The 15,455-nt window shown below is 66.1% G+C and carries 15 protein-coding genes and 1 riboswitch; of the genes, 10 read left to right on the top strand and 5 right to left on the bottom strand.

What is annotated here, in order from left to right:
* The first annotated feature begins 72 nt into the window (after window positions 1-72).
* On the top strand, window positions 73-1,185 hold the full coding sequence (locus FHT19_RS13820; RefSeq protein ID WP_248290463.1) for a serine hydrolase: 1,113 nt from the start codon (window positions 73-75) through the stop codon (window positions 1,183-1,185).
* Window positions 1,186-1,296: 111 nt separating this feature from the next.
* Here the strand turns inward: FHT19_RS13820 and FHT19_RS13815 are convergent, their stop codons facing one another.
* Together FHT19_RS13815 and FHT19_RS13810 are read right to left on the bottom strand one after the other, a co-directional pair.
* Entirely contained in the window at window positions 1,297-1,776 is a 480-nt protein-coding gene (locus FHT19_RS13815; RefSeq protein WP_169475609.1) for a hypothetical protein, read from the bottom strand.
* Between the two features lie 102 nt (window positions 1,777-1,878).
* Window positions 1,879-3,546, bottom strand: a complete 1,668-nt coding sequence (locus FHT19_RS13810; protein ID WP_169475608.1) for an NAD+ synthase — start codon at window positions 3,544-3,546, stop codon at window positions 1,879-1,881.
* A 171-nt stretch (window positions 3,547-3,717) separates the two neighbouring features.
* Between FHT19_RS13810 and FHT19_RS13805 the strand changes: the two genes are divergently transcribed.
* Both FHT19_RS13805 and FHT19_RS13800 read left to right on the top strand, forming a co-directional pair.
* The gene (locus FHT19_RS13805; RefSeq protein ID WP_022676495.1) at window positions 3,718-4,653 is read left to right on the top strand and encodes a ribose-phosphate pyrophosphokinase; all 936 of its coding nucleotides are present in this window, start codon (window positions 3,718-3,720) and stop codon (window positions 4,651-4,653) included.
* A gap of 145 nt (window positions 4,654-4,798) precedes the next feature.
* On the top strand, window positions 4,799-7,294 hold the full coding sequence (locus tag FHT19_RS13800; protein WP_169475607.1) for a TonB-dependent receptor: 2,496 nt from the start codon (window positions 4,799-4,801) through the stop codon (window positions 7,292-7,294).
* Between the two features lie 23 nt (window positions 7,295-7,317).
* Here FHT19_RS13800 and FHT19_RS13795 read toward each other — a convergent pair whose 3' ends face one another.
* Window positions 7,318-8,262, bottom strand: coding sequence for an AraC family transcriptional regulator (locus tag FHT19_RS13795; RefSeq protein ID WP_168555875.1), 945 nt, complete (start codon window positions 8,260-8,262; stop codon window positions 7,318-7,320).
* 138 nt (window positions 8,263-8,400) lie between these two features.
* On the opposite strand from FHT19_RS13795, the gene FHT19_RS13790 reads away from it, so the two are divergent.
* The 3 genes from FHT19_RS13790 (at window position 8,401) to FHT19_RS13780 (ending at window position 11,374) form a co-directional block, all read left to right on the top strand.
* Window positions 8,401-9,192: an inositol monophosphatase family protein gene (locus tag FHT19_RS13790; RefSeq protein ID WP_169475606.1), complete on the top strand. Its 792-nt coding sequence runs from the start codon at window positions 8,401-8,403 to the stop codon at window positions 9,190-9,192.
* A 26-nt stretch (window positions 9,193-9,218) separates the two neighbouring features.
* Window positions 9,219-10,004, top strand: coding sequence for an SDR family oxidoreductase (locus tag FHT19_RS13785; protein ID WP_169475605.1), 786 nt, complete (start codon window positions 9,219-9,221; stop codon window positions 10,002-10,004).
* 86 nt (window positions 10,005-10,090) lie between these two features.
* Window positions 10,091-11,374, top strand: coding sequence for an amidohydrolase family protein (locus tag FHT19_RS13780; protein WP_169475604.1), 1,284 nt, complete (start codon window positions 10,091-10,093; stop codon window positions 11,372-11,374).
* A 114-nt stretch (window positions 11,375-11,488) separates the two neighbouring features.
* On the opposite strand, the gene bfr is transcribed toward FHT19_RS13780, so the two are convergent.
* Window positions 11,489-11,968 carry a bacterioferritin gene (bfr, locus tag FHT19_RS13775; protein ID WP_168555879.1) on the bottom strand — a complete coding sequence of 160 codons (480 nt, stop codon included), beginning with the start codon at window positions 11,966-11,968 and terminating at the stop codon, window positions 11,489-11,491.
* 88 nt (window positions 11,969-12,056) lie between these two features.
* The gene (locus FHT19_RS13770; protein WP_022676501.1) at window positions 12,057-12,236 is read right to left on the bottom strand and encodes a bacterioferritin-associated ferredoxin; all 180 of its coding nucleotides are present in this window, start codon (window positions 12,234-12,236) and stop codon (window positions 12,057-12,059) included.
* Window positions 12,237-12,396: 160 nt separating this feature from the next.
* A riboswitch (SAM-I-IV-variant riboswitch) is annotated at window positions 12,397-12,510 on the top strand.
* 56 nt (window positions 12,511-12,566) lie between these two features.
* Between FHT19_RS13770 and FHT19_RS13765 the strand changes: the two genes are divergently transcribed.
* The 4 genes from FHT19_RS13765 to rplT all read left to right on the top strand — a co-directional run bounded on the left by FHT19_RS13765 (window position 12,567) and on the right by rplT (window position 15,363).
* The gene (locus FHT19_RS13765; RefSeq protein WP_168555881.1) at window positions 12,567-13,466 is read left to right on the top strand and encodes a homoserine O-succinyltransferase; all 900 of its coding nucleotides are present in this window, start codon (window positions 12,567-12,569) and stop codon (window positions 13,464-13,466) included.
* Between the two features lie 233 nt (window positions 13,467-13,699).
* Window positions 13,700-14,605: a hypothetical protein gene (locus FHT19_RS13760; protein WP_169475603.1), complete on the top strand. Its 906-nt coding sequence runs from the start codon at window positions 13,700-13,702 to the stop codon at window positions 14,603-14,605.
* Window positions 14,606-14,784: 179 nt separating this feature from the next.
* Window positions 14,785-14,988: a 50S ribosomal protein L35 gene (rpmI, locus tag FHT19_RS13755; RefSeq protein ID WP_022676503.1), complete on the top strand. Its 204-nt coding sequence runs from the start codon at window positions 14,785-14,787 to the stop codon at window positions 14,986-14,988.
* Between the two features lie 12 nt (window positions 14,989-15,000).
* Window positions 15,001-15,363, top strand: coding sequence for a 50S ribosomal protein L20 (rplT, locus tag FHT19_RS13750; protein WP_022676504.1), 363 nt, complete (start codon window positions 15,001-15,003; stop codon window positions 15,361-15,363).
* Window positions 15,364-15,455 lie beyond the last annotated feature (92 nt).

The following is a 15,455-nucleotide window of genomic DNA, read 5'->3' as shown; positions in this document are numbered from 1 at the left end:
AAGACCGGGGCAACCATGCAGAGCCCCCCGCGATTCCGTATACCCTGTGCCCGCCGGTGGCTGGCCCATATCGTGCCGCTGGCGCTTGCACCAGCCTTGTTCGCCTGTTCGTCCAGTCCACCCGCGCAAGCGCCGCTCTCGCCCCAGGCGCTTGCCGCCGTGGTGGACGATCCCGGCGTCAACCGCGAAAGCCTGGCTCGCGCGGTGGACGGGCTGTTTGCCGACACTGCGGGGCAGGAGGCCGGGGGCGATAGGCAACTGGGTGAAACCCGCGCGGTGATCGTGATGCGCGCCGGGCGCATCATCGCCGAACGCTATGCCCCCGGTTATCACGAGAATACCCGCTTTGCCGGTGGCGGCATTGCCCGCTCGATCACGGCGGTGATGATCGGCATGCTGGTGTCCGATGGGCGGTTGCGCCTGAATGAAACCGCGCCGGTGCCGGCCTGGCAGCGGCCCGGCGATCCGCGCGGCGAAATCACGCTGCGGCACCTGCTGCAAATGCGCTCGGGCCTGCGCGAGGAGCCGGGCGACGAAGCGCGCATGCTGTTCGGTGCCGGGCGCGACGACATGGCCGGCGCCGCCGAAGACCAGCCGCTCGCCGCCGAACCGGGCGCGCGGTTCCAGGACGATGCAGCCAGTGGAATCATCCTGGCGGACCTGGCCGCGCGCGTGCTCGCCCCCGCCGGAGACGCCGATGCGCGCCGCCGCGCCGTGGCCGACTACTTGCGCACGCGCCTGTTCGAACCCGTGCTGATGCGCGGCATCGTGCCAAGCTATGATGCGCGCGGCACCATGAACGGCGGGGCGATGGTCGATGCCACGGCGCGCGATTTCGTGCGGTTTGGCGAATTCCTGCGCAATCGCGGTGCGGTCCACGGCGCGCAACTGGTGCCGCGGCAATGGATCGATTTCATGGTCAGCCCGAGCCCGCGCGAAAAGCAATATGGCGCGGGTGTGTGGCTGAATCGCACGCCCACCACGGGCGATGCGCGCCTGTTTCCGCAAGCCGGTCCGCGCGACATGCTGGCCGCGCTGGGCGATGGCGGCCAGGCCGTGCTGGTGGCCCCGGCGCGCAAGCTGGTGGTGGTGCGCCTGGGCGCGACGCCGCCCGGTGGCGATGCAGCGCTGATGGGCCGCCTGCGCGATATCGTCAGCCTGTTTGCCAGTGGGCCGGCGCGCTAGGGGACGTGTTCGCTGAAGATTTGCCCGTTCCGGGCCGGCGGCCGGCACCCCCTTCGGCAGGAGCGGGGCGCCAGGAATGCCGGCGGCTGCCGGCCCGGAACGGGCACACGGTTACACGCTGCGTCCTGACAGCAGCGCGGCCGCGTGTTGGGTGGCATGATAGAGGCCGTCGAGCCGGTCTGCCCGGACGAAGCCGCGCAGCAATTCGGCAAAGCCGTCGCTGTCACCGGCCAGGGCATGGCGGGTCATCGCCGCCAGCGTGGCCTCGTCGGGCGTCATCACCAGTTGGCACGGGCGGTTGACCAGAAAGCGTTCGGGCCAGGTGCGGATCACCCGGCGCACCAGGGCATGCACGGCCGCCGCCGCTTCCACGCTGCGATAGCGTTGGGCCAAGTCTGGCACGGGATCGCGGCCCACGCGCTCGAACATGGCGGAAAGGCGCATGGCCATCACCACGTGCAAGGCGGTGAGCGACAGGGCGCGCACGTCCTGGGGGCGGGCAAGCGATGCCACGATCGCCGCATGGCGAGCCGAGGTGGCCGGTGCAGTGTCGGGCGAAACGGGGCCGCGCTGGGCGTGGGGTGCGGACATGACAGCCTTTCTTGCGATCGATTCGCAAATCAGACTATGCCTGCGTCCACATCCCGTCAATGATAATCATTCGCAATAACTGCCAGCCGTGCCCTGCCCCGGTCAGGCCGTGCGGAACCCTTGGGTAATAGGGTAGCGCCGGTCGCGGCCGAAATTGCGGCTGCCCAGTTTCACCCCCGGCGGCGCCTGGCGGCGCTTGTATTCGGCCAGGTGCAGCAGCCGCTCGATCCGTTCCACCGTGGCGCGCTCGTGCCCTTCGGCGGTGATCTGCGCCACGCTCTTCTCGTGCTCCACCAGCCCCAGCAGGATCGCGTCGAGCACGTCGTAGGGCGGCAGCGAATCCTCGTCCTTCTGGTCGGGGCGCAGTTCGGCGCTGGGCGGCTTGGTGATGATCCGTTCGGGCATGACCGGGCCTTGCGGGCCCAGGCCGATGCGCGGGCGGTGTTCGTTGCGCCAGCGCGAGAGGGCGAACACCGTGGTCTTGTAGGCGTCCTTCAACGGGTTGTAGCCGCCGTTCATGTCGCCATAGATCGTGGCATAGCCCACGCTCATCTCGCTCTTGTTGCCGGTGGTCACCAGCATCGGCCCGAACTTGTTGGACAGCGCCATCAAGGTGGTGCCGCGAATGCGCGACTGCAGGTTTTCTTCGGTGAGATCGGGATCGCGGCCGGCAAACAGGGGGCTGAGCATATCGGTAAAGCCATCGACCGCCGGGCCGATCGGCACGGTATCGAGCCGCACGCCCAGCATCTGCGCGCAGCCGGCCGCGTCGTCCAGGCTTTCCTGGCTGGTATAGCGGCTGGGCAGCATCACGCACCAGACCCGATCGGCGCCCAGCGCATCCACCGCGATGGCGGCGCAGAGCGCGGAATCGATCCCGCCCGAAAGGCCCAGGATCACGCCGGGAAACCGGTTCTTGTTCACATAGTCGCGCAGGGCCATGACCATGGCGCAATAGATGTCTTCAGGGTGCTCGGTCGGTTCGGCCACGTCGCCCGCCTCGCAGCGCCAGCGGTGGCCGTTGCCGAAAGGCACCTTGTTCCACACCGTGTCGACCACGGCTTCTTCCCATTCCGGCAGTTGCGCCCACAGCGCGCCTTCGGGGCCGACGACGAAGCTGGCGCCGTCGAACACCACTTCGTCCTGCCCGCCCACGCGGTTGACATAGGCCAGCGGGATGCCGGTATCGATCGCGCGGCGCTTGGCCACGCCATCGATGCGCAGCACGTCCTTGTCGATTTCATAGGGGCTGCCGTTGACGCAGAGGAAGATTTCCGCGCCCAATTGCGCCAGATGGCGGCACACGTCGGGGTGCCAGATGTCCTCGCAGATCGGCAGGCCCAGCATTGCGCCGCGGAACGGCACCGGCTCGGGCAGGGGGCCGGGCAGGAACAGGCGCTTTTCATCGAACGTGCCATAGTTGGGCAGTTCGTACTTGAAGCGCGTCGCCACCACTGCCCCGCCATCGAGCAGGGCCACGCCATTGTGCAGCGCCCCGTCGCGCACGAAGACCGAGCCGACCAGCATCGCCGGGCCGCCATCGGCGGTGGCCGTGGCCAGCTTTTCCAGTTCCACTGCCGCGCGCGCGATCAACGCGGGTTTCAGGATCAGGTCTTCGGGCGGATAGCCGATCAACTGCATTTCGGGAAAGACGATCAGGTCGCTGCCCGATGCCTTTGCCCGTGCCTCCAGCATGGCGGCGGCATTGGCGGCAAGGTCGCCAACCCTTTGGTTGAGTTGCGCAAGCGTGATGATCAGTTTGTCGGCCATGGCCAAACCCTAGGCGGCTTGGCCGGTGGCGGGCAAGGGGGGCTGTGCCCCGGAAGGCGCAAAACCGGCGCGGCCGCGGGGCGGATGGGGCGCACAGGCGTTGCAAAACTGTCATCTTGGGCTAAGGGCGGCGCCAGGATCAGGATCACCGAAAGACTCGAGGGAAACGCCATGAAGATCATGTCCGGCAACGGCAACCTGCCGCTGGCCCGCGCCATTGCGGCCTATCTGGAACTGCCGCTGACCGACGCTTCGGTTCGTCGCTTTGCCGACGAGGAAGTCTTCGTGGAAATCCACGAAAACGTGCGCGGCGAGGATGTCTTCCTGGTGCAATCCACCAGCTATCCCGCCAACGACAACCTGCTCGAACTGTTGATCTGCATCGATGCCCTGCGCCGCGCCTCGGCCAAGCGGATCACCGCGGTGGTGCCCTACTTCGGCTATGCCCGCCAGGATCGCAAGCCCGGGCCGCGCACGCCGATTTCGGCCAAGCTGGTCGCCAACCTGATCACCACGGCGGGCGCCGATCGCGTGCTCGCGGTCGATCTGCACGCCGGGCAGATCCAGGGCTTCTTCGATATTCCCACCGACAACCTGTTCGCCGCCCCGGTCATGGCGGCCGATATCCAGACCCGCTACGGCGGCCAGGAACTGATGGTCGTTTCGCCCGACGTGGGCGGCGTGGTCCGCGCCCGCGCGCTGGCCAAGCGGCTGGACAACGCGCCGCTGGCGATCGTCGACAAGCGCCGCGATCGCCCCGGCCAGTCCGAAGTGATGAACATCATCGGCGACGTGAAGGGTCGCATGTGCATCCTGATCGACGATATCATCGATTCGGGCGGCACGCTGTGCAACGCGGCGCAGGCGCTGATGGATGCCGGCGCTGCTGGGGTTGCCGCCTACATCACCCACGGCGTGCTCTCGGGCGCTGCGGTGGCCCGCGTGGGCAATTCGGCGCTCAAGGAACTGGTGATCACCGACACCATCCTGCCCACCGAAGCGACCAAGGATTGCGACAGCATCCGCATCCTCACCATCGCGCCGCTGATCGGCGAGGCGATCCGCCGCATCGCCGACGAAAGCTCGGTCTCCAGCTTGTTCGACTGATTGTGTGATCCACCACGATGTCGTGGTGGATGGCACGGCCAACGCGGGATGTCCTAAGGGCCTTCCCGCAAGGCCCGGTCGGTCGGAATTAGCCAGGTTCGTTTAGCCCTCGCTCGCAAATCCACACGGTTTGCGAGTGAGAACCATGACCAAGCGCCTGCCCCTTTCCCTGCTGCTTCGCCTTGCCTGCGCGCTGCCCGCACTGGCCAGCGCCTCGGCCCTCGCCGCACCCGATCCGGCCGGTGCCGCGCCAGCGACCGCGCCCACCCCGGCATCGTCCGACATGGTCACGACCGGCGTTGCCAAGGGGCGTGACCGGCTCGACAGCGCCACGTCCACCAGCGCGCTGCACCAGGCCGATATCCTGCGCCTGGCGCCGCGCTCGATCGGCGAACTGCTGCGCGCGCTGCCGGGTGTCTTTTCCGAAGCGCCCAACGGCGAAAGCATTGCCAACATCTCGATCCGCGGCCTGCCGGTGGTCTCCACCGGGGGCAAGTTCGTGCAGTTGCAGGAAGACGGCCTGCCGGTGATGGAATTTGGCGATATCATCGGCGCCAGCTCCGACACGTTCCTGCGCGCCGATCTCAACCTGGCGCAGGTGGAATCGATCCGCGGCGGCTCGGCCTCCACCTTTGCCTCCAATTCGCCCGGCGGGATCATCAATTTCATCTCTGCCACGGGCGAGCGCGCGGGCGGCACGTTGATGCTGACCAGCGGCATCAACTATGAACAGCGCCGCGCCGATTTCGAATATGGCGGCCCGGTGGGTGAAAACACCCGCTTCCACATCGGCGGGTTCTGGCGCCAGGGCGAGGGGCCGCGCCGCATCGGCTTTGAAGGCCAGCGTGGCGGGCAGCTCAAATTCAACGTCACCCGCACGTTCGATGGCGGCTATGTCCGCCTCTACGCCAAGCTGCTCGACGATCGCTCGCCGTTCTATGATTCGGTGCCGCTGCGCGTGACGGGCACGGCCGAAAGCCCTGGCCTGGTCGCGGTGGCGGGGTTCAATCCCACGCGTGATACGCTCTCGACCACCTATCTCCAGTCGATCACCATGCTGGATGAAAACAACAATCCGGTGAGCGAAGACTTGCGCCAGGGGCAGCGGGTCAAGGAAAAGGCACTGGGCCTGGAAGCGCAGGTGGATCTCGATGGCTGGACGGTGACCGACCGCTTCCGCGTCGCCAGCCGCTCGGGCGGGCTGTACGGGCCCTTTTCCAGCACGCTCTACACCGCCGCCGCCGGGCTGACCAAGCTGGGCGGGGCGGGGGCCACGCTGTCCTATGCCAATGGCCCGCATGCCGGCGAGGCGATTGCCGACCCGGCGGCGCTCAACGGCAATGGCCTGATTGCCGTGCTCAACTTGCGCATCCGCCCGCAGGAAGACCTGGGCAGCCTGGTCAACGATCTGCGCGCCAGCAAGATCTATCGCGTCGGGTCGGGCGATCTCACGCTCACCGGCGGCTTCTATGCCTCGCGCCAGGCGGTCCACACCGCGCTGCGCTGGGCCGAGGTGGTTTCAGAAGTGCGTGGCGATGGCCAGGCCGCGCTGCTCAACGTGACCAATGCCGGCGGCCAGGCCGTCACCCAGAACGGCATCTATGCCTATAACTATGCGCTCAACAACGGCACCCAGCGCCGCACGATGAGCGTCGATTACGCGGTCCAGGCGCTGTACGGTTCAGCCAATTACCGCATCGGCAAGTTGGCGTTGGGCGGCAGCCTCCGCTATGATTTCGGCAGCGCGCGCGGCCAGGTCATGGGGTCTGACCTGGGCGGCGGCCGCATCGGCACGATCAGCCGCGACATGAACGGTGACGGGCTGATTTCCCTGCCCGAACAGAAAGTGGGCTATACCCCGCTCGATAGCCCGGCGCCGGTGCATTATGACTATCACTACCTGTCGTGGTCGGTGGGGGTAAACTACCGCGTCGCCCAGGCATTCTCGGTGTTTGGGCGCTACAGCCGCGGCGCGCGCGCCAATGCCGATCGCCTGCTCTTCACCTCGGCGATCGATACCGCCACCGGCGCCCTGGCCATTCCCCAGGCTGTCTACGATCCGGTGCGCCAGGCCGAACTGGGCTTCAAATTCCGCCAGAGCGGCGTGACGGTCAACCTCACCGGGTTCAGCGTGCGCAGCCAGGATACCAACGTCAACACCTCCACCGGCGTGGCCATCGCCCGCCGCTACAAGGCGCAAGGGCTGGAATTCGAAGCCGGCGTGCGGCGCGGCATGTTCAGCCTGACCGGCGGGGCAACCTATACCGACGCGCGGATCGTGGAGGATTTCATCGATCCCACTGTCAACGGCAAGCGCCCGCGCCACCTGGCCAGCGTGATCTTCCAGGCCATGCCCCAGGTCACGTTCGACCGGTTCAATCTCGGCGCGGCCTTCATCGGCACCACCAGCAGCTATGCCCAGGATAGCAATATCCTGAAAATGCCCGGTTATGTCACCACCAATGCCTTCGTGCAGGCCAATGTCACCGATCGCCTCGCCGTCTCTCTCAACGCGGCGAACCTGTTCGACGTGCTGGCGCTGACCTCGATCGACGATGCCACGGTGCCCAGCAGCGGCGTGGTGCGCGGGCGCCTGCTCACCGGGCGCACGATCAGCGCCTCGCTGCGCCTAAGCCTGTAACGCACCTGCCGCGCGCGGGGCGCTCATTGCCAGGGGCGGATACCGCCCGGCGCGATCCGCTCGGTCGTTTCCAGGCGGCGCGCCTGGCGCGTTTCCAGCGACAGCGTCATCAGCGGTTGCGCCAGGTCCACGAACTGGCGGGGCGACATGCCGAACATGGCGGTGAATTCGCGGATCAGGTGGCTCTGATCGTAATAGCGCAGGGCCAGGGTTTCGGCCTCGGCATCGTCGGCCACGCCGCGCAGGTGGCTGGCCATGTCGAGCGCCCGGGCGCGGCGCAGCACCTGCTTGGGCGTCAGGCCGAAATCGCGCCGCACGATGCGTTCCAGCCGGCGCTGCTCGATCCCGCATTGCGCGGCAAACTCAGCCACGCCGATCGAAGGGTTGGCCAGCGCCGCGGCTTCGAACCGGGCGGTCACCGGGTCGGGCTCGGGCGCGCCACGCCAGTTGATCATGGCGCGCAGTTCCTGCTCCATCGCCTGGCACCACGCTTCGGGCGTGGCGGCAGGATCGAACATGTCGAGCCAGCGCGCCGGGTCCAGCCCCAGGCGATCGATGGTGGTAAACCGGTCGGCCAGGTCCGCTTCGGGCAGGCGCGTCAGGGCATAGCCGGCGCCCGGGCGCACCACGGCACCCACGCTGGTGAAACTGCCGGTCACGCCCACGGCCATGCGCTTGCTGTTGGGCCCGAAGACCAGCGCTGCCCGGCCCAGGGCACAGGGCCCATCGCGGGTTTGCGCCGTCCAGGCGCCGCGCAATTGCACGCGGATGCACGCCGTATCGGCCAGCAGCCCGCATTGCAGGGCATAATTGGCGGGGGCATCGACCACGGTGACATAGAACCGGCCGATCCACGGCGCGAGATCGGGCGCCGGCGCGCGGCTGTAGGACAGGGGTTGGCCCTGACGAGTCACCCCGGCGGCCGGCGCAATCGCCCGGTCCACGCCCGGCCTGATATTGCGGTTCATTTCTGCTCACCCCCTGCGCAAGCCGTCCTTGCCCTCTTGCCTGCTGTTCGGAAATGCAAAATTTTTGAACTATGCCCCTTATCCGGAAATAGGAGCGCCTGCTTGACCGGATCGGCGCTATCGGCAAAGCACAGGTCCATGAAGCTCGATGACGACATTGCCCTGGCCCACCGCCTTGCCGAAGCCGCCGGCGCTGCGATTCGCCCTTATTTCCGCAGCGTTGCTGCAGAACGCAAGGGGGATGCCACCCCGGTGACGCTGGCTGATCGCGCCGCCGAAGAAGCGATGCGTGCCATCCTGGCCGCCGAACGCCCGCAAGACACGGTAATTGGTGAGGAATTTGGCACCACCCAGGGCACGTCCGGGCGCAGCTGGGTGCTCGATCCGATCGATGGTACGGCCGGTTTCCTCGCCGGGCGGGCGCTGTTCGGCACCCTGATCGCGCTCTTGGTCGATGGCTTTCCGGTCCTGGGCGTGATCGACCAGCCGATTGCCGGCGAACGCTGGGTGGGGTCTTCGGGCAAGCCCACCACGCTCAATGGTCAGGTCGTGAAAACCCGGCCCTGCCGCGAATTGTCGGAAGCGACCATCGCCACCACCGGCCCGCACTATTTCAGCCAGCATGAAGGCGATCACTTCATGGCCCTGGCCGGCCAGACCGATTACCGCCGCATGGTGATGGGCGGCGATTGCTACAACTACGCCATGCTCGCCACAGGCCAACTCGACATCGTGTGCGAGGCCGGGCTCAAGCTGCACGACTGGGCCGCGCTGGTGCCCGTGGTGGAAGGCGCGGGCGGCACCATGGCCGATTGGAACGGCGATCCGCTGCACATCGGTTCGGAAGGCCATGTCCTGGCGCTGGGCGATCCGGCGCGGCTGGACGACGCGATCGAGGCGCTGGCCGCCGGCCACAGCCACCGGCACTGATCGCGGCCTGCCGCGTTGTGCCCGGCATGACCGCTGCATCCTCGACTTCCGCCGCGCCCACTATCGTGATCACCGGGGCAGGCGCCGGCATCGGCCGGGGCACCGCCCTGCACTTTGCCGCGCTCGGCTGGCGCGTGATCGGGCTCGATCGCGATGCCGCTGCGCTCAAGGAACTGGCCGCCATGCTGCCGCGCGGCCAGGGTTTAACGATCACCTGCGACGTCGGCCGGGAAAAGGCCGTGGCGCGCGCCTTTGCCCGCATCGCGCAATGGGCAGCGCAGGGCATCGATTGCCTGGTCAACAACGCCGGCATTGCCAATCCCGATTGCGGCCCGCTCGAAGACCTGGCCTTGGCCGATTGGCAGCGCTGGATTGATGCCTCGCTCACCGCCGCGTTCCTGTGCAGCCGGGCCGCCCTGCCGCTGCTGCGGCGGCGCAGCGGTGCCAGCGTGGTCAATATCGCGTCTACCCGCGCTTTGCAGAGCGAACCCGATACTTACGCCTATGCCGCGGCCAAGGGCGGGCTTTGCGCGCTTACCCATGCCATGGCCGTGGGCCTGGGGCCGCAAGTGCGCGTCAATGCCGTGCTGCCCGGCTGGATCGAGACCGGCCCCTGGCAACGCGCCGACCGCGCCCACGATGGCGATCATCGCCCGATCGACGAGGCGCAGCATCCCGTCGGCCGCGTCGGCACGGTGCACGATATCGCCGCGACCATTGCCTGGTTGGCCAGCGCCGACGCGGGCTTTGTCACCGGGCAGCAGATCGTGGTGGACGGCGGCATGACCCGGAAGATGATCTACGCCGAATGATCGCATGATCGCGGTCGATTAGACACTTGTTCAATATCGTTGCGCATGCAACTTTGCCGCCATCCCCCTGAAGAAGAGGATGGTTCATGAAAACGATAAAGAGCGTGGCGCTGGGAGCGGCCGCGCTGGTCGCATTGGTGGCTGGCACGGCCCAGGCCAAGACCGTGGTGGTGCGTGCCGCCCATATGATCGACGTGCTGGCGGGCAAGCGCGTTGATGGCGCGCAGGTGGTGGTCACCGATGGCCGCATCACGGCCGTGGGCAAGGCGGGCGACGCGGTTCCGGCCGGGGCCGAAGTGATCGACCTGGGGCCGCGCACGCTGCTGCCCGGCCTGATCGACATGCATGTCCACCTGACCAGCGACCCCACGCTCGGTGGCTATCGCGGGCTGGAGTTCACCGATAACTTCGGCACTGTCGTCGGCGTCGCCAATGCCAAGAAGACGGTGGAAGCCGGCTTTACCACCGTGCGCAACGTCGGTTCGGCCAATTACGACGACGTCGCGATCAAGCAGGGCATCGAGATGGGCTATGTCCCCGGCCCGCGCATCGTGCCGGCGACCTATGCCCTGGGCGCCACCGGCGGCCATTGCGATTCCACCGAATTCCCGCCCTCGATCACCGTGCCTTCGCCGCAGATTGCCAACACGCCCGACGAATTCCGCGCCTTGGTCCGCAAAGTGCGCAAGTATGGCGCCGAAGTGATCAAGATCTGCGCCACCGGCGGGGTCTTTTCCAAAACCGATTCGGTCGGCGCCCAGCAGATGAGTTTTGAGGAATTGAAGGCCGTGGCCGACGAAGCGCATATGCTGGGCATGCGCGTGGCCGCCCACGCCCACGGCACCGCCGGCATCAACGATGCGCTGCGCGCTGGCATCGACACGATCGAGCACGCCAGCCTTGCCGACGAGGAAAGCTTCAAGCTGGCCAAGGCCAAGGGCGCCTGGCTCGACATGGATATCTACAACGACGACTATATCCTGGCCGAAGGCGAGAAGAACGGCGTCTTTGCCGAAAGCCTGGCCAAGGAAAAGATGATCGGCCGCAAGCAGCGCGAAACTTTCCGCGCCGCTCATGCCGCCGGGGTCAAGCTGCTGTTCGGCACCGACGGCGGCGTCTATCCCAACGGCTACAACGCGCGCCAGTTCGCCAAGATGGTGGAATGGGGCATGACCCCGATCGAGGCGATCCAGGCCGCCACCAAGAGCGCCGCCGAAGCGCTGGACCGCACGGCGGACGTCGGCGCGATCGCCACCGGGCGCTATGGCGATCTGATCGCCGTCGATGGCGATCCGCTGGCCGACGTGCGCACGCTGGAGCACGTGGCGTTCGTGATGAAGGGCGGCGAAGTGGTGAAGGCCGCGCAGTAAGCAACAAGCCCTCCCCTAACCCCTCCCGCACGCGGGAGGGGGACTTTCTAAACTCCCCTCCCGCGTGCGGGAGGGGCTGGGGGAGGGCACGTTTCCCCAGCCAGCCCGGAAAAATCACTCCTCAGGCGGCTGGCTGTTCAACTGGATGTAGTTCTGGATGCCCATCTGCTTGATCAGGTCGAGCTGGGTTTCCAGCGTGTCGATATGCTCTTCCTCGCTTTCCAGGATCTTCTGGAACAAGTCGCGGCTCACATAATCGCGCACGGTTTCGGCATGGGCGATCCCGTCCTTGAGCACGGGCACGGCCTCATACTCCAGCGCCAGATCGGCCTTGAGCACTTCCTCCACCGATTCGCCCACTTTCAACCGGCCCAGCGCCTGGAAATTGGGCAGGCCGTCCAGGAACAGGATGCGGTCGGCAAGCATGTCGGCATGCTTCATTTCGTCGATGGATTCGTGCCGCTCGAACTCGGCCAGCTTCTTCACGCCCCAGTGCGACAGCAGGCGATAGTGCAGCCAATACTGGTTGATCGCGGTCAGTTCGTTGAACAGTGCCTTGTTCAGGAACTCGATGACCTTGGCATCGCCCTTCATGGCCAGACCTTCCTATGCCGTTGAACCGGAAGGCAGGCTAGGCCAGACCAGGCTGGCGGGCAATCCGCAGATTATGCGCGTGGGCGCATCAGGCCATGGCGCAGGCGCGCTCGTCGGCCACCACGTCGTCGGCATCGTCCAGGCACTGGCGGCACTGCGCCTGGCAGCCCAGCGTGCCATACAGCGCTTCGGCATCGCCGCGCGCGTGGCAGCGGGCGGCCTGGCGCAGGTCCTTTTCCCGAATGGCATTGCAGATGCAGATGTACATGACGCCCGTATCTCTCGCTCTGAGGGTCTCTCGCTCATGAGAATGATTCGCAGAGTAATGCGATTCATTCTCATGAGCAAGGGGTAAACGCAGGATTGCGGCAGGGTGCGGGGCTTTGCGGGCCGCCTTGCAAAGCGCTCGCCCCGCCGCTACATGCACGGCCAAGCATCGAGAGTTGGGGGCGACGCCCCAACGCCAACCTGCCGGTTTCCGGGCAAGGTGGCGCTCCCCCAACGGGGAGGATGTGGCCGATCCGGCAACCAAGCGGAGCAAGCCCCAGGCGTCTTTCCCGGTTTCGATGCAGTTCACTGCCCAGGAAAGACTTGCCCCGTGCCGATCAGGATTGCCGACAACCTCCCCGCCCGCCGTACGCTCGAAGCCGAGGGCGTGATCGTCATGGGCGAGACCGAGGCCGCGCGGCAGGATATCCGCCCGCTGCGCATCGCGCTGCTCAACCTGATGCCCGACAAGATCACCACCGAAACCCAGATCGCCCGCCTGCTCGGCGCCACGCCGCTGCAGATCGAGCTGCAGCTGGTGCGCCTCTCGGGCCATGTCAGCAAGACCACCTCGGCCGGGCACATCGCCGAATTCTATCGCCCGTTCACCGACGTGCGCGCCGAGCGCTTCGACGGCCTGATCGTTACCGGGGCGCCGGTGGAAACCATGGACTATGGCGAAGTGACCTATTGGGACGAGTTGCGCCAGATCTTCGACTGGAGCCAGACTCACTGCCATCGCCTGCTGACGATCTGCTGGGGCGCGATGGCCGCGCTCGCCCACTTCCACGGCGTGCCCAAGCATCAACTGGGCGCCAAGGCCCATGGCGTGTTTCCCCATGTGAACCGCGCGCCGGCCAGCCCCTGGCTGCGCGGCATGTCGGACCTGGTGCCCGTGCCCGTCTCACGCTGGAGCGAAGTGCGCCGGGAAGACCTGGGCGCCGGCCTCACCGTGCTGCTCGACAGCGAGGAGGTCGGCCCTTGCCTGGTCGACGATCCGGCACGCCGCGCGCTGCACATGTTCAACCACCTGGAATACGATACGCTCACGCTCGACACCGAATACCGCCGCGATGGCGAGCGCATCGTGCCCCGGCACTATTATCCCGACAACAACCCGGCCCAGTTGCCTCGCAACACCTGGCGCACCCATGGCCACCAGCTGTTCGGCAACTGGATCAACGAAGTCTACCAGACCACGCCGTTCGATCTGGCCGATATCGGTGGTTGATGACGTCAAAGATCATGATCTTGGTTGAATAGGGCGTGATCATCTAAATAGGGTATAAGGCGCCATTGTGGCTGTTTTGCCGCGTCCACTTGATGCCTGCGGTTATATGGCTTAGTATTAATTGAACAAAAACTCGCTGGTCGCGTCGATTGTCTTTTGGACGGAGTGGGGCCATGCGCAGGATTGTTTCCGCTGTTGCTGCTTGCAGTCTTCTTGCCACTTCTGGCTGTTCCATGGTGTTGGATGATCTCCATGGCAACGGTGGCTATCCGGCCAAGGCGCTTGATCGGCACAGTTTTCGCGCGCGCGATAACAAGCAGCTCGTCCTACTCCGCGCGGCTATCGTGCTGGCCATGGCGGCGCGCATGGGCCAGTCCACCGTGCGGGTGGAAGATGCCGATGCCTTTGCCAATTACCTTGCCAGCGCAGCACGGGAAATCGATTTTGCCGCTGCCAATCTTTATCAGGCGCCCGCAGCGGCCAATACGCCTTGCCACGTTGTGGGACCGGCAGCCTCGGCAGCCAAAGCGGTCGCAGGTGGCGGCGCGGCAGCCGCCGATGCGGTGGTCAACGATGTGGCAAATCTGCAGGCCTGCACGGGCTATGCCACCAATTTCGAAAGCGAATTGCCGCTGGTCGAAGCTAGCCTGATCAAGGTGGTGGTGGCCGCGTTGCCGGCCGATCGAGCGCGGGCGTTCCTCACTGCCGTAGCCAATGGCGATGTCGTGGGCGCTGCATTCAAGGCATTGAAGGCATTGAAATCGCTCGCTGTCGGCCTGCACTATGCCAATGGCAGCTTCCGCTCGGGGCTGGAGGCCGTGGCCATCCAAAAGGGTTGCGAAGATAGCGCCAGCAAGCCGATGACCGTGGAACGGGCCGTGTCTGCAGAATGTCTAAACATCGATACCAAATCCCTGTTCGACAGCACGGATCGGGGGCCACTGGGGATCGGCGCCGTCGATCCCACCGCTTTCGATGCCCTGTTCCGCATTGCCAACAATGCCTGTTCGGGTCTGCCTTTGCTCACATCCACCCAGGGCAGCGATGAAAAGACCCGGCGCCAGGCGCGCGATGCGGCCTGCGGCACTCTATGGTTCCGCCCACAGGCGCGCCCGGTCACGATGCCTTCGACCGATTGAACGGCGATGGGCCGATTGGCGGGGAGTCCGACGTTGCAAGGACCAAGGCCCCCGAATCAAGTTGCCAAACCGGCCCTCCCTCGTTAAGGGCCGCCCCTTCAATCCACGCGGACCTGCGTTCCTGCCTGGCCACATAGGGCTGCCACGGCAGGTACACCGCGTCGAACAAGGAGACGAAAATGCCCAAGCTCAAGACCAAGAGCGGTGTGAAGAAGCGCTTCAAGCTTACCGCTACGGGCAAGGTGAAGCACGGCGTGGCCGGCAAGCGTCACCGCCTGATCAGCCACAACGCCAAGTACATCCGCCAGAACCGCGGCACCGACGTGATCTCCGACGCTGACGCGAAGGTGATCAAGAAGTGGGCGCCCTACGGGCTGAACTGAGGAGGCTGATCCATGTCCCGTATCAAGCGCGGCACCACCACGCGTGCCAAGCACAAGCGCATTCTCGACCAGGCCAAGGGTTACCGCGGCCGTCGCAAGAATACGATCCGCGTTGCCCGCCAAGCCGTTGAAAAGGCTGGCCAGTATGCGTACCGCGACCGCAAGGTCAAGAAGCGGACCTTCCGCGCCCTGTGGATCCAGCGCATCAACGCGGCCGTCCGCGCCGAAGGCCTGACCTATTCGCAGTTCATCCACGGCACCAAGCTGGCTGGCATCGAACTCGATCGCAAGGCCATGGCGGATCTCGCCATGAACGAAGGCGGCGTGTTCGCAGCCGTGATCGCCCAGGCCAAGGCAGCCCTTCCGGCCGCCTGATCGCCTTAAGCGATACAGTTTGAAAGGCGCTCGCCCTCACCGGGGCGGGCGCCTTTTTCTGTTGGGGTTTTCGCGAACATGCCCTCCCCCCG

The sequence above is a fragment of the Novosphingobium sp. SG919 genome (genome assembly GCF_012932495.1).
GTDB lineage: Bacteria > Pseudomonadota > Alphaproteobacteria > Sphingomonadales > Sphingomonadaceae > Novosphingobium > Novosphingobium rhizosphaerae.
Note: the sequence above shows the minus strand (reverse complement) of the source record. Positions and strands in the feature narration are given on the sequence as shown.

Bases quoted from the DNA above. Each gene is read 5' to 3' on its own strand.
- FHT19_RS13760 (WP_169475603.1), top strand. From the start codon at position 13,700: ATGGTGTTGGATGATCTCCATGGCAACGGTGGCTATCCGGCCAAGGCG.
- FHT19_RS13805 (WP_022676495.1), top strand. From the start codon at position 3,718: ATGAAGATCATGTCCGGCAACGGCAACCTGCCGCTGGCCCGCGCCATT.
- rplT (WP_022676504.1), top strand. From the start codon at position 15,001: ATGTCCCGTATCAAGCGCGGCACCACCACGCGTGCCAAGCACAAGCGC.
- FHT19_RS13780 (WP_169475604.1), top strand. From the start codon at position 10,091: ATGAAAACGATAAAGAGCGTGGCGCTGGGAGCGGCCGCGCTGGTCGCA.
- FHT19_RS13815 (WP_169475609.1), bottom strand. From the start codon at position 1,776: ATGTCCGCACCCCACGCCCAGCGCGGCCCCGTTTCGCCCGACACTGCA.
- rpmI (WP_022676503.1), top strand. From the start codon at position 14,785: ATGCCCAAGCTCAAGACCAAGAGCGGTGTGAAGAAGCGCTTCAAGCTT.
- FHT19_RS13785 (WP_169475605.1), top strand. From the start codon at position 9,219: ATGACCGCTGCATCCTCGACTTCCGCCGCGCCCACTATCGTGATCACC.
- FHT19_RS13800 (WP_169475607.1), top strand. From the start codon at position 4,799: ATGACCAAGCGCCTGCCCCTTTCCCTGCTGCTTCGCCTTGCCTGCGCG.
- FHT19_RS13810 (WP_169475608.1), bottom strand. From the start codon at position 3,546: ATGGCCGACAAACTGATCATCACGCTTGCGCAACTCAACCAAAGGGTT.
- FHT19_RS13790 (WP_169475606.1), top strand. From the start codon at position 8,401: ATGAAGCTCGATGACGACATTGCCCTGGCCCACCGCCTTGCCGAAGCC.
- bfr (WP_168555879.1), bottom strand. From the start codon at position 11,968: ATGAAGGGCGATGCCAAGGTCATCGAGTTCCTGAACAAGGCACTGTTC.
- FHT19_RS13795 (WP_168555875.1), bottom strand. From the start codon at position 8,262: ATGAACCGCAATATCAGGCCGGGCGTGGACCGGGCGATTGCGCCGGCC.
- FHT19_RS13770 (WP_022676501.1), bottom strand. From the start codon at position 12,236: ATGTACATCTGCATCTGCAATGCCATTCGGGAAAAGGACCTGCGCCAG.